The following is a 22,568-nucleotide window of genomic DNA, read 5'->3' as shown; positions in this document are numbered from 1 at the left end:
GGGCCTCACTCGGCGGCTTGTGCTGCTACAGGGGTGTCGATGGGCTGTGCGCGCTTGCGCGGCTTGACCGTCGCCGGCACCCCAACGGCCAGGCAATCGTCCGGCACGTCGATCAACACTACTGCATTCGAGCCAATGGCCACGTTGTTGCCGATGCGGATGTTGCCCAATACCTTGGCGCCTGCGCCGATGTCGACGTTGTCGCCGAACACCGGTGCGATAGGTTCTTCGACGTTCTTCAGGCCCACCACCACACCGTTACGGATCCGACAGTTATCGCCAAACCGAGCATAGCCGCTGATGACGATCCCGCCGAAATGGTCGATGACGAAATTGCGACCAATCACCACTTCGCAGGGCAACTCGACCCCGGTGATGATCTGCACGAACTTGAACAACACCTTGTAGATCACCGACAGCAGCTTGCGCAGCAACGCCGGGCGCACGCCGTAGCGCCAGCGGCCGAAGCGGTAGACCAGCAGCACCCAGAAGCCCTGGGCGCCCCAATCGCCGCCATGGGCGCGCAGATCGGCACGGATGTTATCGAACATGATTTCACCTAGCGTGTGGGTTGGCGGGCCAATCGGGTCTTGAACAACAACGACCAGGTCGCACGGGTGTGCCGCCAGCAGGCCGTGATCGCCCCCAGGCCGCGGCCCTTGAGCAGCGCCTTGAGCGCCAGCACCAGGTCGCCCACGCTCACCAGCAGCATGTGCAAGGCCAGGCCCGCGAGCCCGTGGTGCTTGCGAAAATACAGCAGCTCGCTTTCGATCTGGTAAGCGGAGATCTGCCGGCTTGCAGCTTCGAGCTCGGCCACCGACTTGGAGCTTTCCCCGCCGATATGCACCACGGTGGTATCGGGGTAGAACACCACTTTCCAACCGGCTGCCTTGACCCGCTTGCAGTGGTCGACCTCTTCGTAATAGAGAAAGTAACGCGGATCGAACAAACCCACCTGTTCGAGCACTTCGCGGCGCACCAGATAGAAACAGCCCGGCAACCAGTCACATTCGCGCACCGAGGCGTGGTCCCAGTCCATGTCATCGACCATCTTCACGCCAGGGAACAAGCGCCGCAGCCCGGTGCGTGCGATGAACACGTTCACCGGCGTGGGGAAGTACCGGCAACTGGGCTGCAAATCGCCATCACGGCCCACCAGGCGCACGCCGAGGATGCCGCACTCGGGGTGCGCGTCCATGTAGTCGAGGGTTTTTTGCAGGCTGTCGGTGGCGACGAAGGCGTCGGTGTTGAGCAGCAGCGCGTACTTGCCCGTCAGGTGCGACAGTAGCTGATTGTTGGCTCGGCCAAAACCGACATTGAGGGTATTGCTGACCAACAGCGCCTGCGGACACACCTCGCCCAGACGCTGCACCGAATCATCCTTCGAGGCGTTGTCGACCACCAGATAACTGGCCAAAGTCTCACCGCCGGCCGCACGCAGCGCGTCGAACATCGGCTGCAGCAAGGAGGCGGTGTTGAAATTGACGACCATCACATCCACCGGTTTATCAGCCATTGCTGCCGTCTCCGAAGAAATAGCGGCGCCGGTGCATGGCCAGGGTCGGTTCCAGGGTGGGGTCGAACGAGCCCTGGCGCTGCTTGATCAGGTCCATCCAAGGATAGGCGTTGCAGCGCTCTTCGACGCGCTTGATCAGGTCCTCGGTGGTGCAGATGAATTTCGCCGGATTGCCGCCGACCACCGTGCCAGGCGGCACATCCTTGGTCACCACGGCGCCTGCGGCGACGATCGAATCAGGGCCGATGGTCACCCGCGGCATGACGATCGCGCCGTGGCCGACGAAACTGTTGTCACGAATATCGATCACGCCGACTGAGTCCAGGCGTGTGCCGTAGCACAGCTCGATCAACGCCACCACGCCGTCGTGGCCGATCAGCGTGCAGTCGGACAGACCGACGTTGCTGCCGATGCGCACCAGGGCCGGGTCGGTGACGTTGCAGCCGACGTTCATGTGAAAGTTGTTGCCCACCGAATAAAACCGTCCCCAGCGGCTCTGGTACTCACCCCACTGCCGGGGCGTCGGGTTGCAGATCTTCTTGTAGGCAGAAACCCCACGCCCGGTCGTGTTGGCGTAATGCGCCATCGCACTGCGTATCCATCCAAACATATGGCAAGCCTCGCAATTCAAGCGACCTTGGACTATCCCTGAGCCGAACACGGTCTCGTTCTTGTTGATGCTGACCCTGTCGCACTCACTCTTTCACAGCGCTACCACCGCCCTGCCCCATCACGCCGCCGCACCGTGCTGCAGCCGCAGCTTCTGGTCGAGGTGCTCGGCCAGGCGCAAGGCGAACTGCAGCAAAGGCATGGTCGGGTTGGAAGCCCCTCCGGTGGCGAAGACACTGCTGCCGGCGACATACAGGTTATCGGTGCCGAAGACCTTGCAATCAGCGTCCACCACGCCTGTTTCTGCAGATGCCGCCATGCGCGTGGTGCCCATGTGATGAGCGTGCGGCGACAGCTTGAGCGGCAGGCTGGTGTCGTAGACGAAATCGTTGAGCTTGACGAAACCCAGGCCCGTGGCCGCGAACTGCTTGGCCAGTTCGCTGCCAATGCACTTGATGGTATGGCGGTCGTGATCGCTCAGCACCCAGTTCACGTTGACCTTGGCCACGCCCAGCTCGTCGCGCTCATCGAGCAGCGAGATGCGGCTCTGCGCATTGGGGAACTGCTCGATCAGGGTACTGATGACGCCATCGCCCGGGCAGCTGAACTTGGCGACGAATTCGATCTTGCTTGACACACCCATCTCGCAGGCGAGATTTTCCAGAAAATGCTTCACCTCGGCGGTGCGGCCGTAGGTCTGCACATCGGCCAGCACTGCCGCCTGCACATTGCCCTTGCCGGCCTGATACTCGGCTACGAAAGCATCGGTGGTGAAGTACTGGCGTGGATCGGTGCCTTCACCACTCTTGAGGATGAACGTACCCATGTCGATGTTCAGGTGTTCCATGAAGCAGCGCCCGGTCAGGCCATCCTTGCGCATCACACCTGCGGCGGCCAGCGAGCCACTGTTGAGCAACTGCCGGGCATTCTCGATGGCGCCCATGGCCAGGATGTAGTTACGTGCTTTCACCTGCTGGCGCTTGCCGTCGTAATCGCTGACCAGCACCGCCTGCAAGCGGCCCGCGCCCTCATCGAACAGCAGGTCGACGCAGTTGCAATTGATGAACACGTCCAGACCAGGGGTATCCTCCAGCGCCGAGGCGTACTTTTGTGCAAAACGCGTCGGCGGGCTGAGCAAGAAGCGGTCAGCCTCGAACTCGCCACCGTCCAGACCCTCATTGATGGCGTGAAACTGCGCCCCCTGCGGCAAGTCGACGATGTCCATGGCGCCCGCCAGGTAAGGCTCGATGTCGCTGTAGCTGATGGGCCAGCCGGGTACATCGACCGGCGGCGGCACGGCGAAATCCGAGGCAGTGAATGGCCGGCAACGACCCGCCCAATGATTGGAGGTGCCGCCCAGATAGCGCAGGCGGGTTTCGTGGGCGTACATTTCAAGCCCAGTCGAGGTGCAGGTGTACAGCTGTTGCGAGCGCGGCGTGAACTCATGCCCGCCGCCCTCGAGCAAGGCCACGCGCCAGCCGGCCTGGGCCAGGCGCAAGGCCAGGGTGATGCCGGCCGGCCCTGCGCCGACGATGCACAGATCATAAGCACTGCGCAGCGATTTATCGCGCTGGTAGTCCTTGATCATGCCTTGTCATCCTGGAAGTACTCGACCGGCAATACCCAGCCATTGATCAGGACGAAACCCGTGGGCACTGGCGGCTTGCGCGTGGGGCTGGCGCCGGCGCCGAACGCTGCCAGCCCGGCTCCCAGCAGAACACAATTGCGCATGAATCCCCTGCGTCCCACCAGCGGAGCGCACAACCGCAACTTCCCCATGATCACAGCCCCATACCAATTATGTTCTTATACCCCCGCGATGCACTGCGGGCTTTGTCGGGAGACCATCTGGGCCCAGCGCCAGGCGCATCGACGGCACGGCACATAATGCCTGTCCGGCACGCTTAGGCGTAGCACTACAACGCGCTTTTGCTGGAAATTTTGCCGTGCCACGGCTTCAATCGTCTGCACGCCATTTAACGCTGACCGAATCGATAGAAGTCACTATAGTTTCATTTAGCCATGATGCTAGCCTTCATCCACCCCACCGAGGGATAGGTGCCAATACTCCATGCCCGAACATCTTAGAGCCCTGGTCGTCATCGTGGTTGTGGCCAGCGCGGTTTTTTTCATGGCCCGCCGCCCGGCAACCGACCTGATTCCACTGGCGGACTTCAAGCGGCGTCGTAACCTTTGGTTCGCCCTGACCCTGGTGGCTTTTCTGGCCCACAGTTTCTGGCTGTATGCGGCTGCTGCAACGCTCATCCTGCTGGTCGCCCAGCGCCGCGAGCACAACCCGCTGGCGCTGTTCTTCATGTTGCTGTTCCTGATCCCGCCGGCCACTGCCGCCATTCCTGGCTTCGGCGTGATCAACTACCTGTTCGACATCAACCATCAACGCCTGTTGACCTTGTGCGTGCTGCTACCGGCAGCACTGGCGCTGCGCAAGCAGCCTGGGCGTGTCCCCCTGGGGCGGTTGCTGCCGGACAAGCTGCTGCTCGCTGGCCTGGCGCTGACCAGTGCACTGGCGCTGCGCGAAACCACTGTGACCGATACGCTGCGCCAGATGCTCAGCCTGTACATCGACGTGCTGTTGCCGTACTACGTGGCCAGCCGGGGCGTGCGCGAGCTCGCTGACTTCAAGGACGTGCTGCTTGCCTTCGTGCTGGTAGCGTTCGTCCTGGCGCTACTGGGGGTGACCGAATACGTGCGCCATTGGCTGCTGTATAACGCCGTGCTCGATGCCTTGGGCCTGCAGTGGGACCTGCGCGGCTATCTGAGCCGTGGCGGCTCGTTGCGCGCCAGCGTCACCACCGGCCAGGCCATCGTACTCGGCTACGTGATGGCGGTCGCCATCGGCCTGTTCCTGTTCGTCCAGCACTTCGTGCGCAAACCTGCACACCGCTATATGGGCGCCCTGCTGCTGGCTGCCGGTTTATTTGCGCCGGTGTCGCGCGGCCCATGGATCGGTGCGGTCATCATCATCGTGGTGTTCATCGCGCTCGGCCGACGCGCAGTGCCGCGCCTGGCGCTGCTGGCGCTGGCCGGGGTGCTGAGCATCCCGCTGCTGAGCGTGCTGCCGGGCGGTGACAAGGTGCTCGATCTACTGCCCTTCATCGGCAAGGTCGAGGCCGAGAACATCACCTACCGCGAGCGGCTGCTGGAAAATTCCTGGATCGTCATCCAGCGCAATCCGTTGTTCGGCTCTTTCGATTTTCGCAATACCCCGGAAATGCAATCGATGATCCAGGGCGAAGGCATCATCGACATCGTCAACACTTACGTCGGCCTGGCCCTGCGGGTCGGCTTGGTGGGGTTGGGGCTGTTCATGGGCTTCTTCGTCTGCATCCTGCTGGGTATTCGCAAAGGCATGCGCCAGGTGGCTGACAAGGCCGACCCGTACCACCTGCTGGGACGGGTCTTGCTTGCTACCTTGGTGGGGATTCTGGTGACGATCTTCACCGTCAGCAGCATCACCGTCATCCCGATCGTGTACTGGTCGATTGGCGGGCTCAGCGTCGCCTACATCCAGATGATGCGTCGCCTGGTGGTTGCCGTCAGCGCCCCGGCGACCACCGCCAGCCTTCAACCGAGGTAGCTCGATGCCTAGCCTTCGCCTGCGTAGATGGACCTGCATAACGTTGTTGCTTGGCCTGCTGACAGGCCCATGGCACGCCTGGGCAGCAGACTGGGTGGTGAGCGTCAACGAACAAAACGGCCTGCCAAGCATGACCCACGGCGGTGCGCCTGCGTTCGTTCCAAGCTTCGATTTCTGGGGCGCGGACTGGTCATGGACCGGCTATTACCCGAGCGTGAAGATCGACGGCCCCTACCGTTACACCCTCACCGGCAGCAACAAGGCGCTGGATTTCGATATTCAAGCGGCCATCGCCAGACCGCAGGCGCAAACCCTGACCTGGGACTTCGACCTGCAAGCGCGCAGCCGCCAAACCGGCGTCAAGGGCGGCGGCATCATCTGGCGCTTCGACCCGGCATTGATTGCCGGCGAAATGGGCGACCCGGTTCTGCTGGAGGACAACCGTGGCTGGGCCTGGGGCAAGAACCCGCAGGGGCCACGGGTAGAAATGCGCTTCGACAGAGCGCTGGCCAAGGTGTACTTCGAGCGCGGTGACAGCAGCGAGGTGCGCACCTTCTTCTACAGCGACCCGATTGAACCTGGGCGCCAGCAGATAAAGGCGCAGCTCAGCGTCACCGGCGACATCGACATTGGCCCGACGACCAGCGAACGCTTCGGCATGGCCGACCCGTCGAACTGGCCGGATGACCAACTGAACTGGCGCACCGCTCCGGTCGACCTGTCGTTTCTCAACGCCGCGGAAAAACCGGCGGGCAAGCGCGGCTTCGTCAAGGCAGACGGCGAGCAGTTGCGCTTCGCCGATGGCACCGTGGCGCGCTTCTGGGGCACCAATGTGTCGGCTTACGCACTGTTCCGCACCCCTGACGAGGAAATCAAGCAACAGGCCAAGCGCTTGTCGGCCCTTGGCGTCAACCTCGTGCGCCTGCACCACCACGACTCGCCCTGGGTGACCCCGAACATCTTCGGCGATCTGCAGACGCTCAAGAACACCCAGCAGCTGAGCGCAGAATCGCTGGAGAAAATCGACCTGTGGATCAAGAGCCTCAAGGACGAAGGCATTTATGTCTGGCTCGACCTGCATGTGCAGCGGCCGGTGACCGCCGCCGATGGCATCTATGGTTTCGACGAACTGCCCAAGGCCCATGGCGTGGCTGACATGAAGGGCTACCTGTTCGTCAACGTGACCCTGCAACAGGCGCTCAAGCGCTTCGCCGAGCAGTACCTGACCCACGTCAACCGCTACACCGGCCTTGCCTACAAGGATGACCCGGCCATCGCGGCGGTGTTGATCACCAACGAAAACGACGTCACCCACCACTTTGGCAATGCGTTGCTGCCCGACAAGAACGTACCCAAGCACAACCGCCTGTACATGGACTTGGCCAAGGCCTTCGCCAGCCGCCATGAGCTGCCGGCCGACAAGACCTGGCGGGCCTGGGAGCACGGCCCCTCGAAGCTGTTTCTCAATGACCTGGAGCAACGCTTCTACGCCGACATGATCGGCTACCTGCGCGACCTTGGGGTCAAGGTGCCGATCGCCACTACCAGCACCTGGGGCCTGAATGGGCTGTCCTCGTTACCGGCGCTGACTGCCGGCGACGTGGTCGATGCCCATGCCTACGGCGGTATCGGCCAGCTGGAGAAGAACCCACTGCGCAGCGATGGCATGATCGACTGGCTGGCGGCTGCGCAGGTCGTGGGCAAACCCATGACTGTCACCGAATGGAACGCCGAGCCCTTCCCCCTGCCCGACCGTCACAGCTTGCCGCTCTACGTGGCAGGCACCGGCAGTCATCAAGGTTGGGCGGCGATCATGCAATATGCCTACAGCCAGCAAGTGTTCTACGAAGGGTGGGTGCGCGCCGACAACTGGAACGCTTACAGCGACCCCGGACTGCTCGCCACGTTGCCGGCGGCGGCACTGCTCTATCGCCGCCAGGATGTGCACCCGGCCACTACCCGCTATGTGTTCGCGCCGTCAGCTGAGATGCTCTATGGCCAGGAAATCTCGCCGGCCAACTCGGCGCTGCTGCGCACGGCCACGGAAAAGGGCCGCCTGCAGATCGCCATGCCGGCGACGACGCAACTGCCTTGGTTGCAAGCCAGCCAGATTCCCGCCGATGCCCAGGTGCTGAAGGACCCAGGCCAGTCGCTCCTGGCAGACGATGCCCATGCAGCCGTCTCTGACACCGGCGAGCTTCGCCACGACTGGCAGCAAGGGCTGTACACCATCGACACGCCCATGACCCAAGCGCTAACCGGTTGGCTGGGCGGGCAATCGCTCAGCGTCGGGGGTATCCAGACGCAGCTGAAAACCCGCTATGCCAGCGTCGTCGTGCAAAGCCTGGACGAACAGCCGCTGACGCAGTCGCGCAAGCTGCTGATATCCCTGGGCAGCCGCGCGGTTCCGCGTCCGGACGACATGACCCCGTTCCATGTCGAGCCGCTGCAAGGCATTCTGAGCATCAAGGCGCCGGCCGGCTTGAAACTCTACGCGCGCAGCGCCGACGGCAAGGAAATCGCCCTGCCGGTGCGCTTCGACAACGGCCAATACCTGATCACTTTCGATGGCAAGCGCATGGACAATTGGCTGTTCTTGAAATAAGGCATATGGCCATCTACCCTCTCTGATGACCTGCGTGCCAGGCATTCGACGCGGCTTCGGTTCCAGGAGAATTGGATGAAGTACTTGGTTGTCGGCGGTGCAGGCTACATTGGTTCGCACATGGTCAAGCACCTGCTGCGCGCAGGCCATGAGGTCGTAGTGGCAGACCTCGAGCCGCCCGCGTCGGGCGTTGCATGGGTGCACCTGGACATCGCCGACGGCCAGGCGCTAGACACGCTGTTCTGTGAGCATGCCTTCGATGCGGTGTTTCACTTCGCCTCGTTCATCCAGGTGGGTGAATCGGTGTGCGATCCGGGCAAGTACTACCTGAACAATGTCTGCGCGTCCTTGAGCCTGCTCCAGGCCATGGTCCGTGCAGGTATCAAGCAGTTGATCTTCTCCTCGACCGCGGCCGTGTATGGCGACCCGCTGTACGTGCCCATCGACGAAGCCCATCCCAAGCTGCCAATCAATCCCTATGGGCGTAGCAAGTGGATGCTCGAGCAGATGCTCGAGGATTTCGACCGGGCTTACGGGCTGCGCTCGGTGTGCTTGCGCTATTTCAATGCCGCAGGTGCCGACCCTGAGGGCGAACTGGGCGAGTGTCACGAACCGGAAACCCACCTGATCCCGCTGATCCTGCAGGCGGCAGCGGGACGCCGCGCGGCGGTGACGGTGTTCGGCAACGATTACGACACCCCCGATGGCACCTGCATTCGCGACTACATCCACGTCACCGACCTGGCCTCAGCGCACGCGCTGGCCGTGCATTATCTGCACGCTGGCGGCGCCACGGCAGCATTCAACCTGGGTAACGGCCTGGGGTTCTCGGTGCAGGCAGTGATCGAAACGGCTCGGGTCGTCACCGGCAAGCCCATCGAGGTCATTCAGGCACCGCGTCGCGCTGGCGACCCGCCTCGTCTGGTGGCCGATGCCGACAGAGCCCGTGCGGTGCTCGGCTGGCAGCCGCAGATCACGTCGCTGGAGGAAATCGTGGCGCATGCGTGGGAGTGGGAGCTGAGATACCCATGGCGCCAATGAGCTGCCCAGGCGAGCGGCTCATTGGCGAGCCGCATTAGCGGGCTGGGAGAATCAAGCAGCCTCAGTAATACGTACGCAGCGGCTCGTCCGCCTTGTTCAGCACCGCCCCTACCAAGTTCGAGGAAGCCAGGTGGTAGAGGCAATCCTCGATGTCTTTCTTGCTGTTCATGCCGTTGGCTACCACCAGTAGTACGCAGTCGAATTTCGGCAGCACGGTCATCGCATCGTCCGAACTCAGCAACGGCGGCAGGTCGAAGATGCAGATGCGTGAATCGTAGCGGTCGCGCAGGTCGCTGATCAGGTGATCGACCTTGGGCGAGGACAGCACCTCGGTGGACATCGGCACTGGCTCGCGGGTCGGCAGCACCACGAAACGTGGCAGGGTCGGATTGACCAGCGCTTCCTCGAGCCAGGCATTGCCATCGAGCACATCGTTGAGGGCCTTCTCCATCGGCAGCCCGAGACTGCTGCCAACACGCGGGCGGCGCAGGTCGAAATCGACCAGCAAGGCGGTCTTGGTGGTGTGGTGGGCGATGCTCATGGCCAGGTTGACCGCGAGCACCGTCTTGCCCGCCTCCGGCGTCGGCGAGGTGATGGCAAGCGTGCGCCAGCCGTTATCCTCCATGGCCTGCAGCACCTGGGTGCGCAGCAGGTCGATCGCCCCGCTCATGTTCGAGTTCTTGTTGAAGGAGATGATGCGGTTACGCTCAAGGTGTTCCGGGTTGAGCGGCACCACTTTGGTTTGCACGTAATCGAATTGCCCGATCTCGCCCGGTCTTTCTCGGACCGTCGGCACCTTGGGCGTGTCGGCTGGCGCAGGTGAAACCTGATGAATGTTCTTGCCAGTCGGCGTATTTCTGTCCATCGCTGCGCTTCCTATTCAAACCGAGCCATAGCTTTGAAAAGCAGGAGGTCCAAGGGCATGTAGAACATGTGGACGACCACCAACAGGATTGCCACCAGCAGCAGGGCAGCGCCGATCAACAGCGAGACCAGTCGCTTGCGCCTGGCCTTGTCTGCCTTGGTCTGGATATAAGGCACGGCCACCAGCACTCGCCGCCCAAGCACACTTTCCAGGGCGCCGACACCGCGCACACGCTGATTGAGCATTTCCAGCAACATCACCAGGCCGCCGCCTGCTGCCGGGGCCAGCACCAGGCCCAGGGCGACGATCTTCTTGCGGTTGGGCTTGACCGGTTTTTCTGGCAGCAGCGGTGGCTCGAGCAGCACGAAACGCTCGGCCTTGTTTTCTTGCTCCAGGCTCTCGGTGATCTTCGCGCCCATCTCTTTGTTGCGGATCTCTTCGTACTTCTTGCGCGCGTTGTCGTGGTCACGCATCAAGGTGACCAAGCCACGCTCGACCTGCGGCGCTTCCAGGATATCGGCCTCGTAGGCTTCCATCTTGCTGGTCAATTGGCGCTTCTGCTCGGCCAGCGAGGCGATCCGCGATTGCGCAGCGGCCATCTTGGTGCGCACGCGGGCAGCGTCAAGATTACCCGCAGCTGCCGCGGCGATACCTTTCTCGCCGGAGGCCTGGAGTACGTCGATCTTGCGCTTGATCGCCACCACGTCAGGGTGCGCTTCGGTGTAACGGGTCAACAGCCTTGCGTATTCGGCCTTGAGGCTTGGCAGGTCCTGCGGATCAGCCGCGGCGGGCCTGCCATTGGCGGGCGCAGTGGCGGCGCCGCTGTTGGCTGCCGACAACTCCAGCTCCAGATAGCGCAGCTCTTCCTGGGCCGCCTTGTAGTCACGATCGACTTCACGGAACTCCAGCTCAGAGCGCGACAGCATGCTCATGCGCAGTTGCTGGTTTTCCGGCAAGGCATTGGCATGGGCCTGCTTGAAGTCGGCCAGCTGGTTTTCCAAAGAGGCGAGTTCGGCCCCGAGCTTGTTCGCTTCCTGGGTCAGGAACTCGGTGGTTTCAGTGGCACGCTCGGTGCGCTGCTTCATGTTTTCGTTGAGAAACAGCGACACCAGCTCATCCGCCACTTCCTTGGCGACATCTGCGTGCTTGTCCTCATACGACACGGTGAACGCCACCGTCGCCTCACCGCGGCCCTTGACGTAGGTACTGAGGGTTGCCACGGCAATCGCACTGCGCATCTGCTCGATCTTGTCACTCTCGCTGAAGCTGCCGCGGTCGGCGAACAGGCGATACTTGTCGATGATGCGCAGCAGGTTTTCACGGGTCATGACGCGCTGGCGAATGACCTCGATGCGCTCATCGGCGAAGGTGTTGTTGCCGGCCGAAACCAGGTCAGGCGAGATCTGCTGCGATTCGACCAGGATGGTGCCGGTGGACTGGTAGATCGGCGGCACCGAAATCGCCACGCCCACGGTGGCCGCCAGCACCACCACCATGACGATACCCAACAACCAGGCGCGGTCCTTGAGGATGGCGATGTAATCTTTTATGGACAGCTCGTACTCAGATTTCATAGAGGCCACCGGGGTGCGATTCAGATGTCTGGAAACCTGTAGGTCAACGTCAGGCCGGCGATGGTGGCTTCGGCGTCAGGCAGTCCATCCTGACGACGCTGCTTGTACATCAGTGACAGGCGCAGGTCCCAGGCTGGCGAGAAGGCGCGGCTGGCCCACACGCTGTAGGTCTGCAAGGTATTGGGGTTCTGCCCTTTGCTGTCCTGCCACCAGGCATCGGCGCCGACACGAGTGGTTTCGGTGACCAGGTAGCTCCAGCCCGCGCGCAGCATGTCCAGCTGGGCGGCGCCGCCCTCACCGTTCGACAGCGTGGTGCGGTCGGCGCTGAGGGTCGCTTCGCTACGCGCCCCACTGTAGGTCAGCGAAGCCCCACCCTCACCACGGCGCCGGGTACCGTTGCCGTCGGTCTGGTTGACGCCTACATGTACGGCGCCGACCAGGCTGTCGGAGAACTGGTACTTCATGCCAATGGTGGGCACATAGCTGGTGGTGGCAGTGGCCACGCTGCTGTCATCGGGCTGGTAACGGCGCACGGCGAAACCGCTGATGATGTCGGTGCGCTCGTTGAAGGCATAGGTCCAGGTAAAGTCGTTGGCATACTCGTCGAAGCCCGTCAGCGAGCTGACGTCGTAAGTGGCATGCGAGTAGCGCAGTTCGTTGGCCAGGGTGCTGCGCTCACTGATGGCGCTGCTCCAGTTACCCGACAGCCGCGTCATTTTCTGCGTGCCATCGGTGGTGGTGACCACGCCGGTATCCTGCACCGCCCCCGAGAGTGTCGAACTTTCGTCGTACTGCGCCAGCAGGCCGAAGCCGCCGGTCTGGGTCTCGCGCTGCCAGCCGAGGCTCAGGTGCGGATCTTCACGGTCGTCCATCACCGAGCGGTCGGAGGAGCGCAGCACATGAAGGCCCAGGCCCAGGCGTAGCTGGTCGCGATCGAACTGACCTACCAAAGTGTAGTCAGGGGCAATGATGGTACGCGTCACACCTTTCTCCTTGGACGTCAGGAGCAGTGGATTACTGTCGTACTCGACGGTCGAGGGCACCTGGACCGAAGATTGCCAACTGGCGGCGCTAACCACCCCGGAGAACGGCATCATCATGATCGCCGTCGCAACACTGGTCGTTCTATAGATAGGCACGGGTCGTTCTTATTGGAGGGTCAAGGTACGACCAGCGTGTCGCCGGCCTGCAATTGGAAGTTGGTCGACATGTCCCGCCCGGAGATCAGGTCTTTGTAGCGTACCGGCATGACCCGTTGCCCGCGGATGACCTTGATGGCGCTTTCATCGGCAAACTTGTCCATCCCACCGGACATGCTAAGGGCCTGCAACACAGCGGTCGGGCCTGCCATGGGCACTGGGCCTGGCTTGATCACCTTGCCCTGCACATACACCAGGTTGCCAGCCGTGCTGGTCACCACCACGCTGACGTTGGGCTGCGCCAGGTACGGTTTGAGTGCGGTTTCGATCTTGCGCGCCACGGCAGTGGCCTCAAGGCCAGCCACGTCGACCCGGCCAGCCAGAGGGAACGTGATGCTGCCATCGGGCAGTACCACGGTTTCCTGGCGCAGGGTGTCCTCTTGCCAGACCGAGATCATGACCTTGTCACCCGGGCTCAGCAGGTAAGCCGGTGAGGATTCAGCGGCAAAAGCGCCCGAGCATGCAACCAAGGCGCAGAGAACGGACATCAGCAAACGTGTCATGAGGGATCCCTCCGGCCTGACGGCCCAGGTGTTAGAGCACTGAATGAGTACAACGTCGAACCTCTCGCTCCGCTTCGCAACCGTCTGGTTGCGATGGCCTCAGTCACCTGTGAGGCCTCTACCGCGATGGCGCCCTGCCCGTCTGTTAACCGCTGCTCGCGCGTGCGCGTTGGCTAATGGAATATAGCAACAGCAGTAAAATTGACAAGCGAATCAAACTGCAAAAATAACAAATGGCCATTATTCAGCGTCAAGCATTTGGCGCCGCTGTTGGGCAACAGATTCAAATCTTCTTTCTGTTGGCAACTGCAATGAAACCAATGACCGCCGCAGCAAATAACCAGCCCGCCGTGGACAGCGGAACGATATTGTTTTCAGTGAGATAGGAATCGGCCGCGCGCGCTGCACCCGTTAACAACACCAATAAAAAGATTGCCTTGATGAACAGAGTCGAGCGCATGATCCCCTCCTGCGAAGAGGAAAGTAATAAATAGGTAGGCGGAATGTGGGGTGGGTGTAGGCTTGAGCTTATGGGCACAATGACATTACGTCAATGATCCGACACCATAATAAAAATCAATCGACCGGGTGGGTTTTCGTCAAAATGCCGTCAGCAGGAATCTGCAACTGCTTCAACGAGGAAACAATGCCAGCGTCCGCTCCAGCTCACCGATGTCGATGCTGAAGCCATCGCCCTGCGGCGAGCCGACGACAAAGCCGAAATGCTGGTGGTCACGGTCGGTCAGGTACTTGTAATAGCTTACGAAGCGATTAGGCGGCTGCAGGGTGAGCAGCGCGCCGCCTGGCTGCAGCACGTTCACCCCGTGCACCAGCTGACTGCCCTCCACCCCTGCGACTACCTTCGCGCCGGCGCAGGCGGCAACGATGCCGGGCACGTCGGTTTGCAGTGGATCGACCACGCGAAAGCCGTGCTGCGACTGTAGGTAAGCGGCGACTTCAAGCTCATTGCGCATCAGCCGCAAGTCACCGGCGCTGCCGCGCAACAGGAACACGCCTGGGTGCGGCCGATGCTCGACATGGGAGAGCAGCTTCTCGCCCATTGCCTGGTAGCGCTGGTGACGGCTGCGGTTATTGCTGACATCGTCGAACAACACCACTTCACGCAAGTAGGCGCCACGCGTGCGCAACGGCTGCATGTCGAGCCAACGCTCGTAGGCAGGCCCTTGAGTGAACAAGGGATAGCGAGGCGATGGCGCCGTAGTGACCGGCACCCCCTCCTCGCGGGCCAGGGCATAGGTGGGGCAGTTTTCCATCAGCCAGGTGCCAAACCACGTGTTGCCATTCTGCGTGCAGTAAATGGCTGCGCGGTCGATTTCGTGCTGCACGTTGACGCCAGGAAAGCGGCTTGGCTTGAGCGACAACCAGTGGCTGGCATCGTCCTTGTACAAGGCGCCGTCGATCAGCCACACATCCTTGAGCAGATAGCCACGGGTCGGCCCCTGCTCGGTCACCACGCCGCCTTCCATGGTGCGTGCTGGATGCACGTACGGGTAGAACCGCTGCCCCTCCCAGCCAGTGACGCGCTCCAGTTGGCCGGGCAGGTAAAAGGCAGGTGGCGAAACGGTGGTTTCACCGGGCGCGATATCCCAGGTTTTTTCAGCGAGACACTTGATATCGCGGTCGGCCTGGCGTCCCAGACGTTTTCTGAGGATATGCCGATAGGCCGCCAGCGACCAACCACGCTGGCGGGTAGCCGAGGCACCGGAAAAATTGGACATGCCGCCATCCATACACCGCCCCTCCGAAGGAAAGCCCTGACCCAGCAAGCGCCTCAGCTGGAAACGATCCGTTCCATCGCAGGCGGTGACTGCAGGTTCGCGTAACGGCTGCGCAGGTTGTCGATAAACGACGCGCCCGTGTCAGCGCTGCCGTACACATAGATTTTGTGCAGCCCACCGAACACCATTTCGTGATAGCGCCGGGCGACCTCTTCATCGCTGGGGCCGTCAGGCAGGCCCAGATGCAGCGTCAATTTGTTGCCCTCGATCGCAAACAGCGGGGTATCCCACAGGAATTGCGCTGTACCGGTACGCGGCAAGCGCACGAACATATAGGCATGGTTACCCAGCTCGTCGATATCGCCGCCGCGCCGACGCTTCCACTTCAGCAGTCCGTCGTCCGGGCGGGCCAGGCACAGACCGATATCGTAATAGTCATAGCCGTTGGCCAATGCCCACTCCAGGGCCATGAAGGTGGTGATCGAATTGACTTCGCGTAGCCGCTTGGGATCGCTGAACACCGCTTCACAGTAGCCGAAGCGTAGGGTGCTCCAGTAACGTTTGCCGTCGCGGGTGATCTCGCAACCGAGGTGACAGCCGATCACTTCATCACCGCAGGTGATCAGGTCAAGACGTCCTACACCCTTGGCCAGCCGGAACACTTCTTCGGTGGGAAATTGCGCTGCGTGGATGCCCTGGCGCGCCGTGGCATACGGGCGCAGCAGATGTCGGTCGGCCATGGCGATCTCGTCATCAGACAGGGTCTGGCGCATTTGATAGAGCGGACGGTGCTTGCGAATGCTGCGGCGCAGCTCGCTGTCGTAGCGCGCGGTGATCTCATCGAGCGGCCGCCCCAGCGGCACCACGGCGCTCAGATAATGCGGTACGGTCAACGAGCCGGAGGTAGGCATCTCGCTGACCACCACCACATGACGCACGGCCGGCGACTGCGCCTGGTCCCCCGCATCGGCTACCGGCTGCTGGCCTTTACCGCCAATCAGCAGCTTGGCCATCTCTCGCTGTTGTTTTCTGCCGATGTAGAGGATCTCGTACGCACTGGCTTGTTGCAGCTTGAAACGGGAAACCTCCCAGCGCCAGAAACAGGTACGGGCCAGAGCCTCCCGCAGCTTGCTCGAGACGGTGCGAATGTCATGGCGCAGCGAAGGTGACACCACTTTTCGCGCAACCGCCGCCAAGTTCTCTTTCATGGCTTCTTCGACATCCTTTGCTGAGTCTATGGGGCAGTTCGAAACGAAAGCACGGCAAGAAAGCCAGCCAACATGCTGATTCACAAGACTTCTACTGAAGATTATTACTTCACATTAAGTAACAATTTAAGATGCAGCAGCGGCGCTTGGCAAGCGGCATTTTGACAGCATTTATCGACAAAACATGACGCCAATTTAATGTCGAGCCAGCGCCTTCCAACGTTTCTCTTCCTGTAGCGCCCACTTGAGCATTTGGCTTGGCATTAACCGGGCAAACGGGCCCTGAGCGGATTGCGCAAGATCCAACTTTGTAATTCAGCCGCGGGCATGGGCCGCCCCATCAGATAGCCCTGCCCTTGATCACACCCTGCGTTGCGCAGGAAATCATACTGCTGCTGGGTCTCGATGCCCTCGCCGGTGATGCGATAGCCCAGGGCGTGCCCCAGATCGATGATGGCTCGGGCTATGGCCACCGCATCGTCGTCGTCGGGCAGATCCTTGATAAACGCTCGATCGATCTTCAGGTGGTCGATCGGCAAGGCGCGCAGGTACGCCAGTGACGAATAGCCGGTGCCGAAGTCATCGACCGCGGTAGCCACGCCCATTGCCTGCAACTGAGCCAGGGCCGCACAAGCCTGCTGCTGGCTTTCCATCAATAGGCTCTCGGTGATCTCCACCTCCAGCAGGTTCGGCGCAAGGTCATGGCGCTCAAGGGCCATGGCCAGGCTCGAAACGTAATCGCTGCGCTCGATCTGCAGAGCCGCGACGTTGATTGCCAGCGGCCCCGGCAAGCAGTCCGCAGCGCGCCAGGCGGCCAATTGCGCGCAGGCCAGGTCCAGCACCCGCTCGCCCAAGGGAATGATCAGCCCGGTGCGCTCGGCCAGCGGAATGAACGCAGCCGGCGAGATCAGCCCGGCATGCGGATCGCGCCAGCGCAGCAGCGCCTCGACGCCTTCGAGCTGGCCACTGAACAGGTCGACCTTGGGCTGATACCACAGCTCGAACTCGTTGTCTTCCAGCGCGCGGCGCAAGTTGCGCTCAAGCTCCAGACGTTGCTGCAAGCGTGCGGTCATGTCGGGGTGATAAGGCCGCCACGCATTACGCCCGGCTTCCTTGGCCGCATACATGGCGGTGTCGGCATGGCGCAGCAGGCTGTCGACGTCCTCGCCATGTTGCGGACACCAGGCCAGGCCGATGCTGCCAGTGACCAGCGCAGCGGTGCCGTTGAGATCGAACGGCCGCTGCAAGCAGCGCAAGATTTGCCGCAATTGCTGGCTGACCTGGCCTTGAGTGCCTTGCAACATGAATACGAATTCGTCGCCGCCGAGCCGACATACCCGGTCACTGCTATCGAGCTCCTGCAAGAAGCGCGCGGTGGCCTGCTGCAACAACAGATCGCCCATGGCGTGGCCAAGGCTGTCGTTGACCTGCTTGAAGCCGTCAATGTCCAGCATCAGCACTGCCAGCCCCTGTCCCAGGGCTGTGGCCTGGGCCAACTGCCGTTGAAACAGCACGCGATTGGGCAGGCCAGTGATGGTGTCGTAATGGGCCAGGCGCTCGAGCTGTGCCTGCGAGCGTTGCAACTCGAGGTTGCGTTGTTGCAACTGGCGCTGCTTGCGGCTGACCTGGGCTACGAACAGGCTCAGCAGGCCGCTGCAAACAAGCGCAAACCAGAACAGCGAGGAATGCAACACGCTGGCGGCATGGTCGCCATGTTGACGCTGGATATCGACATGCCCCAGGGCGAGCGACACGCCAACGCCAGTCAGGGACACACCGACCGGCAGCAGCCGGCCAAGCAACAGGCGCGGCGCTGCTGCACAGAGCGTCGGTTCGCAGATCTTCGGGGGTTTGAACGCGGTCATAGGCCTGCAAACATCAGCAATTGCCCCTGTATCGGCGCGCGTGGCGCAATATTGAGCCAGACTGGTGTTTTTCTTGCTCAGGGTGCATGCTCGAGGCTGAAGCGTTTCACCCACCCTTCCACGTGAGGTGCCGTAGCCATGCAAGATTTGCTCGATTCGCTGTTTCCCGCCGTTGACGCCATTCCCCACAACTGGCGCCTGGAAGCGCCACTTGAACAGCGCGATTACCTGGTCAATGGCCAATTGCGCCGCTGGGAGGGGCCGCTGGCTACAGTGCGCAGCCCGGTTTGGCTGAAGGAAAACGGCGACGAGCGTCAGGTGGTGCTGGGCAGTGCGCCGTTACTCGACGCCGAGACCGCCCTGAGCGCTCTGGATGCTGCGGTCAACGCGTACGACAAAGGCCGCGGCGCCTGGCCCAACATGCGCGTGGCGCAGCGCATCGCCCATGTCGAGACCTTCCTGGGCCTTATGCGCGAGCAGCGCACGGCCGTGGTCAAGCTGCTGATGTGGGAGATCGGCAAAAACCTCAAGGACTCGGAAAAAGAGTTCGATCGCACCTGCGACTACATCGTCGATACCATCAACGCCCTCAAGGACCTGGACCGACGCTCCAGCCGCTTCGAGCTGGAACAGGGCACATTGGGCCAGATTCGCCGTGCGCCGTTGGGCGTCGCCTTGTGCATGGGCCCCTACAACTACCCGCTCAACGAAACCTTCACCACGCTGATTCCGGCGCTGATCATGGGCAATACCGTGGTATTCAAGCCAGCCAAATTCGGCGTGTTGCTGATCCGCCCGCTGCTAGAAGCGTTCCGCGACAGCTTCCCGCCTGGGGTGATCAATGTCATCTATGGGCGGGGTCGCGAAACGGTCAGTGCGCTGATGGCCAGCGGCAAGGTCGATGTGTTCGCCTTCATCGGCACCCACAAGGCCGCCAGCGACCTAAAGAAGTTGCACCCGCGGCCGCACCGGCTGCGCGCGGCCCTGGGGCTGGACGCCAAGAACCCCGGCATCGTGCTGCCGCAGGTCGACCTGGACAACGCCGTCGAGGAGGCCTTGACCGGCGCCCTGTCGTTCAATGGCCAGCGCTGCACGGCACTGAAGATTCTGTTCGTGCACGAAGATGTCGTGGCGGCGTTTCTCGACAAGTTCCAGCGCAAGCTGGCCGCGCTCAAACCGGGCATGCCCTGGGAGCCAGGTGTGGCGCTGACGCCACTGCCAGAGCCAGGCAAGGTGGACTACTTGAACCAACTGGTGGCCGATGCCAAGGCCAAGGGCGCGCAAGTGATCAATGAAGGCGGCGGGCAAAGCCGCGGCTCGTTCTTCTACCCTGCCCTGCTCTATCCGGTCAGCCCGGCCATGCGGGTATACCATGAGGAGCAGTTTGGCCCGGTAGTACCGGTGGTGCCTTACCGCGACCTGCAAACGGTGATCGACTACGTATTGGACTCCGACTACGGCCAGCAGCTGAGCCTGTTCGGCACCGACCCTGCAACCATTGGCAGCCTGGTCGACATCTTCGCCAACCAGGTCGGGCGCATCAACCTCAACGCCCAGTGCCAGCGCGGCCCGGACACCTACCCGTTCAATGGCCGCAAGAACAGCGCCGAGGGCACGCTGTCGGTGCACGATGCGCTGCGCGTGTTCTCGATCCGCACCCTGGTCGCCACACGCTTTCAGGAGGCGAACAAGACCCTGATCAGCGAAATCATCCGCAACCGCCAATCGAGCTTCCTGACCACCGACTACATCTTCTAAGTGCTGTTCGATACGCTTTGGCTTGAAGCTTGCCACTTGCAACTTGCCGCTCAAGCTTCGAAGCTCCAAGCTGAAGCCTCGTAGCTTGGAGCTGCCCGATGCGAATCATCGACAAAACCGCCGCGCAGGTGCGCAGCCTGACCCCCGCCGAAGAAGAACTGCTGATCGGTTTCGTCAGCGCCAGCCTCACCGGGCCCCGCCTTCTGCAAGCCAACCAGTTGCTGATGAAAGTACGCAGTGCCAACCAATGGTTGGCCTGCGATTGCCGCAAGGATGCCTTACCGGTGCTCAACGTCACCCTCAACGGCAATACCGGCACCCTGTTTTTGAAGAACAACCCAGGCACCGCCGAACATGCCCGCGCTTGCCCCTTCAGCAAGGACGAGCGCGAGGCCAGTGAACGCGATGCGCCACCGCTCGCACCGGCAGCCTGGCTCGCGCCGGACACCCCACTGCGCCTGATAGGCGATTACCGCACGGCCGACCAGGTCACAGGCGGATCAGGCACTGGCAGCGAACGCCGCGAGCAGCAACGGCTGTTGTCCTTGCTGCTGAGCTGGGTTGAAACCAGCGGCCTGAACCTGTATGCCACGCACCTGAAAAAAGACCTCACGGCCCAGTTTGCCGAACTGCGCAGTGTCGCCGCGCGCTACCCGTTGCTCGAGCGGGTGCCGGCTGCCAATTACCTGGAAACGCGCCTGGACATGAAGCACATGATGATGCTCAAGTCGCGACTGCGCGAAGCCACGGTGTTCGGCAGTCACCGTCGGCACGGCCTGCTGCTGGATTGCGTCGACCAGATCAAAGGGCGCAAGGTGTTCAACAACCGCAGCGAAGAGAGTTTCGATTTCCAGGGGCACCATTTGTACTGGGGCGGCAGCCGGGCGTCCGGCCCGTTGCTGGCGCTGGCCCTGTACTCGCCCGCCACTGCCGGCAGTCACTTTTACGAGCTGATTCACGTGGCTAGCCTGCCGGTGCTGTCACGCGGGCAATTGTTTCCGATCTACCGTGACGAAGAGCGTGAGCCACTCAAGGCCCTGGTGTCGCTGATCGACTGGATGGCCAGCAAGGGCGTCAAAGTGCAGATGCGCCGGCCGGTGATCGGCGGCCAGGTGATGGATGAGCTGGTGCTGACCTCGGATCAGGATCGGGTGTTGTCGGTGTCGCTGCTCGAGCAACCGCTCGGGCCGGAGCCCGATGCGGAAAACTTCAAGCGCTACGCCGACTTCAAAAGCCTGGAAACCTTCCGCAAGTATGTCGCAGGGTTCTTCATGCGTGAGCGCTAGGACGCGGCCATGACCTACAAGGCTGCCCGGAACAGGCCCTCGATCTCCTCCTGGCTGGCCACCCGTGGGTTGGTCAGGCCACAGGCGTCCTTGAGGGCGTTCTGCGCCAATACCGGGAAGTCTTCCAGCTGCACGCCGAGCTCCGCCAAACCGGCCGGAATCCCCACTGCCGCGGCCAGGTGTTCGATGGCCGACACTGCCGCAGCGGCGCCCTGCTCGGCGTCCAGCCCACAGACCTTGACCCCCAAGGCCTTGGCGACATCGCGCAGGCGCACGGCGCTGACCTGTGCGTTGAAGCGCTGGACATGAGGCAACAGCACCGCATTGCAGACGCCATGGGGCAAGTCGTAGAAGCCGCCCAGCTGATGGGCCATGGCATGCACGTAACCTAGCGATGCATTATTGAAGGCCATGCCGGCGAGAAACTGCGCATAGGCCATGCGCTCACGTGCTTGCAGGTCAGTGCCATCGTTGACGGCCTGGCGCAGGTTTTCGCTGATCAGGCTGATGGCCTTGAGGGCGCAGGCATCGGTGATCGGCGTCGCCGCGGTGGACACGTAGGCTTCAATGGCGTGGGTCAAGGCATCCATGCCCGTGGCGGCGGTCAGGCCCTTGGGCATGGCGACCATCAGGGCCGGGTCGTTGACCGACAGTATCGGCGTGACGTTACGGTCGACGATGGCCATTTTCACGTGGCGCGCCTCGTCAGTGATGATGCAGAAGCGGGTCATCTCGCTGGCCGTGCCGGCGGTGGTGTTGATTGCAATCAGCGGTAACTGCGGCTTGCGCGAACGATCGACCCCTTCGTAATCACTGATATGGCCGCCATTGGTCGCGCACAGGGCGATGCCCTTGGCGCAGTCATGGGGCGATCCGCCACCCAGGGACACCACGCAATCACAACGCTCGCGCTGCAGCAGCGCAAGGCCCGCCTCGACATTGGCAATGCTCGGGTTGGGCTTGGCGCCGTCGAACACCACCGAGTCGATATCCTGCAGGGCCAGCTTCTGGGCGATGCGCGCAGCCACCCCGGCCTGGGCCAGCCCCTGGTCGGTGACGATCAGGGCTTTGCGCAAACCATACCCGGCAACCGCTGACATGGCTTGTTCGAGGCAATCGATGCCCATGATGTTGACGGGCGGAATGAAAAAGGTGCTGCTCATGACCGGGTCCTCCTGGCAGGTCTGTCTGACAGCGAGCAT

Annotated in this window: 19 protein-coding genes; 5 read left to right on the top strand and 14 right to left on the bottom strand. The window is 62.0% G+C overall.

From position 1 onward, the window contains the following. Window positions 1-5 precede the first annotated feature (5 nt). The 5 genes from FS665_RS19945 to FS665_RS19925 form a co-directional block, all read right to left on the bottom strand. The gene (locus FS665_RS19945) at window positions 6-551 is read right to left on the bottom strand and encodes a serine O-acetyltransferase (protein WP_145192453.1); all 546 of its coding nucleotides are present in this window, start codon (window positions 549-551) and stop codon (window positions 6-8) included. Window positions 552-559: 8 nt separating this feature from the next. Next, window positions 560-1,516 (bottom strand): glycosyltransferase family 2 protein, encoded by a 957-nt coding sequence (locus FS665_RS19940; RefSeq protein WP_145192449.1) that lies wholly within the window; start codon window positions 1,514-1,516, stop codon window positions 560-562. Then, window positions 1,509-2,126 carry an acyltransferase gene (locus FS665_RS19935; protein ID WP_145192446.1) on the bottom strand — a complete coding sequence of 206 codons (618 nt, stop codon included), beginning with the start codon at window positions 2,124-2,126 and terminating at the stop codon, window positions 1,509-1,511. The genes FS665_RS19940 and FS665_RS19935 overlap by 8 nt, the downstream gene beginning before the upstream one ends. Window positions 2,127-2,246: 120 nt before the next feature. Next, window positions 2,247-3,713, bottom strand: coding sequence for an FAD-dependent oxidoreductase (locus tag FS665_RS19930; protein ID WP_145192444.1), 1,467 nt, complete (start codon window positions 3,711-3,713; stop codon window positions 2,247-2,249). Further along, window positions 3,710-3,856 (bottom strand): hypothetical protein, encoded by a 147-nt coding sequence (locus FS665_RS19925; protein ID WP_256675115.1) that lies wholly within the window; start codon window positions 3,854-3,856, stop codon window positions 3,710-3,712. Before FS665_RS19925 ends, FS665_RS19930 begins: the two co-directional genes overlap by 4 nt. Before the next feature lie 340 nt (window positions 3,857-4,196). Between FS665_RS19925 and FS665_RS19920 the strand changes: the two genes are divergently transcribed. From FS665_RS19920 to galE, 3 genes are all read left to right on the top strand, one after another. Beyond that, complete coding sequence (locus FS665_RS19920; protein WP_145192438.1) at window positions 4,197-5,723, top strand: O-antigen ligase; 1,527 nt, start codon at window positions 4,197-4,199, stop codon at window positions 5,721-5,723. A gap of 4 nt (window positions 5,724-5,727) precedes the next feature. Continuing rightward, a complete protein-coding gene (locus FS665_RS19915; RefSeq protein ID WP_145192436.1) occupies window positions 5,728-8,328 on the top strand; it encodes a glycosyl hydrolase family 5 in 2,601 nt (866 codons plus the stop codon). A gap of 75 nt (window positions 8,329-8,403) precedes the next feature. Further along, window positions 8,404-9,369, top strand: a complete 966-nt coding sequence (gene galE / locus FS665_RS19910; RefSeq protein WP_145192433.1) for a UDP-glucose 4-epimerase GalE — start codon at window positions 8,404-8,406, stop codon at window positions 9,367-9,369. 61 nt (window positions 9,370-9,430) lie between these two features. Here the strand turns inward: galE and FS665_RS19905 are convergent, their stop codons facing one another. The 8 genes from FS665_RS19905 to FS665_RS19875 all read right to left on the bottom strand — a co-directional run bounded on the left by FS665_RS19905 (window position 9,431) and on the right by FS665_RS19875 (window position 18,322). Further along, window positions 9,431-10,234, bottom strand: a complete 804-nt coding sequence (locus FS665_RS19905; RefSeq protein WP_145192430.1) for a CpsD/CapB family tyrosine-protein kinase — start codon at window positions 10,232-10,234, stop codon at window positions 9,431-9,433. A gap of 11 nt (window positions 10,235-10,245) precedes the next feature. Next, the gene (locus tag FS665_RS19900) at window positions 10,246-11,808 is read right to left on the bottom strand and encodes a Wzz/FepE/Etk N-terminal domain-containing protein (RefSeq protein WP_145192427.1); all 1,563 of its coding nucleotides are present in this window, start codon (window positions 11,806-11,808) and stop codon (window positions 10,246-10,248) included. A gap of 20 nt (window positions 11,809-11,828) precedes the next feature. Next, window positions 11,829-12,947, bottom strand: a complete 1,119-nt coding sequence (locus FS665_RS19895; RefSeq protein ID WP_145192424.1) for a hypothetical protein — start codon at window positions 12,945-12,947, stop codon at window positions 11,829-11,831. A 20-nt stretch (window positions 12,948-12,967) separates the two neighbouring features. Then, window positions 12,968-13,510 (bottom strand): polysaccharide biosynthesis/export family protein, encoded by a 543-nt coding sequence (locus FS665_RS19890; protein ID WP_145192421.1) that lies wholly within the window; start codon window positions 13,508-13,510, stop codon window positions 12,968-12,970. Between the two features lie 283 nt (window positions 13,511-13,793). After that, window positions 13,794-13,970 carry an EPS-associated small membrane protein EppA gene (gene eppA / locus FS665_RS23445; RefSeq protein ID WP_178108378.1) on the bottom strand — a complete coding sequence of 59 codons (177 nt, stop codon included), beginning with the start codon at window positions 13,968-13,970 and terminating at the stop codon, window positions 13,794-13,796. 172 nt (window positions 13,971-14,142) lie between these two features. Continuing rightward, on the bottom strand, window positions 14,143-15,249 hold the full coding sequence (locus FS665_RS19885) for a glycosyltransferase 61 family protein (RefSeq protein WP_371921303.1): 1,107 nt from the start codon (window positions 15,247-15,249) through the stop codon (window positions 14,143-14,145). A 53-nt stretch (window positions 15,250-15,302) separates the two neighbouring features. Further along, on the bottom strand, window positions 15,303-16,457 hold the full coding sequence (locus FS665_RS19880; protein ID WP_145192415.1) for a hypothetical protein: 1,155 nt from the start codon (window positions 16,455-16,457) through the stop codon (window positions 15,303-15,305). 263 nt (window positions 16,458-16,720) lie between these two features. Further along, window positions 16,721-18,322 carry a bifunctional diguanylate cyclase/phosphodiesterase gene (locus FS665_RS19875; protein WP_145192412.1) on the bottom strand — a complete coding sequence of 534 codons (1,602 nt, stop codon included), beginning with the start codon at window positions 18,320-18,322 and terminating at the stop codon, window positions 16,721-16,723. A gap of 138 nt (window positions 18,323-18,460) precedes the next feature. On the opposite strand from FS665_RS19875, the gene FS665_RS19870 reads away from it, so the two are divergent. Both FS665_RS19870 and FS665_RS19865 read left to right on the top strand, forming a co-directional pair. Beyond that, the gene (locus FS665_RS19870; RefSeq protein ID WP_145192410.1) at window positions 18,461-20,080 is read left to right on the top strand and encodes an NADP-dependent glyceraldehyde-3-phosphate dehydrogenase; all 1,620 of its coding nucleotides are present in this window, start codon (window positions 18,461-18,463) and stop codon (window positions 20,078-20,080) included. Between the two features lie 98 nt (window positions 20,081-20,178). Next, window positions 20,179-21,366 carry a hypothetical protein gene (locus tag FS665_RS19865; RefSeq protein ID WP_145192407.1) on the top strand — a complete coding sequence of 396 codons (1,188 nt, stop codon included), beginning with the start codon at window positions 20,179-20,181 and terminating at the stop codon, window positions 21,364-21,366. Between the two features lie 14 nt (window positions 21,367-21,380). Here FS665_RS19865 and yiaY read toward each other — a convergent pair whose 3' ends face one another. Beyond that, window positions 21,381-22,529 carry an L-threonine dehydrogenase gene (yiaY, locus tag FS665_RS19860; protein WP_145192404.1) on the bottom strand — a complete coding sequence of 383 codons (1,149 nt, stop codon included), beginning with the start codon at window positions 22,527-22,529 and terminating at the stop codon, window positions 21,381-21,383. Window positions 22,530-22,568 lie beyond the last annotated feature (39 nt).

This window comes from Pseudomonas sp. URMO17WK12:I11 (assembly GCF_007677725.1).
In the GTDB taxonomy this organism is placed as follows: Bacteria; Pseudomonadota; Gammaproteobacteria; order Pseudomonadales; family Pseudomonadaceae; genus Aquipseudomonas.
The sequence above is the reverse complement of the archived record's forward strand: the minus strand, read 5'-3'. Positions and strand labels throughout refer to the sequence as shown.

Bases quoted from the DNA above. Each gene is read 5' to 3' on its own strand.
- FS665_RS19930 (WP_145192444.1), bottom strand. From the start codon at position 3,713: ATGATCAAGGACTACCAGCGCGATAAATCGCTGCGCAGTGCTTATGAT.
- FS665_RS19935 (WP_145192446.1), bottom strand. From the start codon at position 2,126: ATGTTTGGATGGATACGCAGTGCGATGGCGCATTACGCCAACACGACC.
- FS665_RS19900 (WP_145192427.1), bottom strand. From the start codon at position 11,808: ATGAAATCTGAGTACGAGCTGTCCATAAAAGATTACATCGCCATCCTC.
- FS665_RS19890 (WP_145192421.1), bottom strand. From the start codon at position 13,510: ATGACACGTTTGCTGATGTCCGTTCTCTGCGCCTTGGTTGCATGCTCG.
- FS665_RS19880 (WP_145192415.1), bottom strand. From the start codon at position 16,457: ATGAAAGAGAACTTGGCGGCGGTTGCGCGAAAAGTGGTGTCACCTTCG.
- eppA (WP_178108378.1), bottom strand. From the start codon at position 13,970: ATGCGCTCGACTCTGTTCATCAAGGCAATCTTTTTATTGGTGTTGTTA.
- FS665_RS19915 (WP_145192436.1), top strand. From the start codon at position 5,728: ATGCCTAGCCTTCGCCTGCGTAGATGGACCTGCATAACGTTGTTGCTT.
- FS665_RS19865 (WP_145192407.1), top strand. From the start codon at position 20,179: ATGCGAATCATCGACAAAACCGCCGCGCAGGTGCGCAGCCTGACCCCC.
- FS665_RS19920 (WP_145192438.1), top strand. From the start codon at position 4,197: ATGCCCGAACATCTTAGAGCCCTGGTCGTCATCGTGGTTGTGGCCAGC.
- yiaY (WP_145192404.1), bottom strand. From the start codon at position 22,529: ATGAGCAGCACCTTTTTCATTCCGCCCGTCAACATCATGGGCATCGAT.
- FS665_RS19870 (WP_145192410.1), top strand. From the start codon at position 18,461: ATGCAAGATTTGCTCGATTCGCTGTTTCCCGCCGTTGACGCCATTCCC.
- galE (WP_145192433.1), top strand. From the start codon at position 8,404: ATGAAGTACTTGGTTGTCGGCGGTGCAGGCTACATTGGTTCGCACATG.
- FS665_RS19905 (WP_145192430.1), bottom strand. From the start codon at position 10,234: ATGGACAGAAATACGCCGACTGGCAAGAACATTCATCAGGTTTCACCT.
- FS665_RS19925 (WP_256675115.1), bottom strand. From the start codon at position 3,856: ATGCGCAATTGTGTTCTGCTGGGAGCCGGGCTGGCAGCGTTCGGCGCC.
- FS665_RS19885 (WP_371921303.1), bottom strand. From the start codon at position 15,249: ATGTCCAATTTTTCCGGTGCCTCGGCTACCCGCCAGCGTGGTTGGTCG.
- FS665_RS19875 (WP_145192412.1), bottom strand. From the start codon at position 18,322: ATGACCGCGTTCAAACCCCCGAAGATCTGCGAACCGACGCTCTGTGCA.
- FS665_RS19945 (WP_145192453.1), bottom strand. From the start codon at position 551: ATGTTCGATAACATCCGTGCCGATCTGCGCGCCCATGGCGGCGATTGG.
- FS665_RS19940 (WP_145192449.1), bottom strand. From the start codon at position 1,516: ATGGCTGATAAACCGGTGGATGTGATGGTCGTCAATTTCAACACCGCC.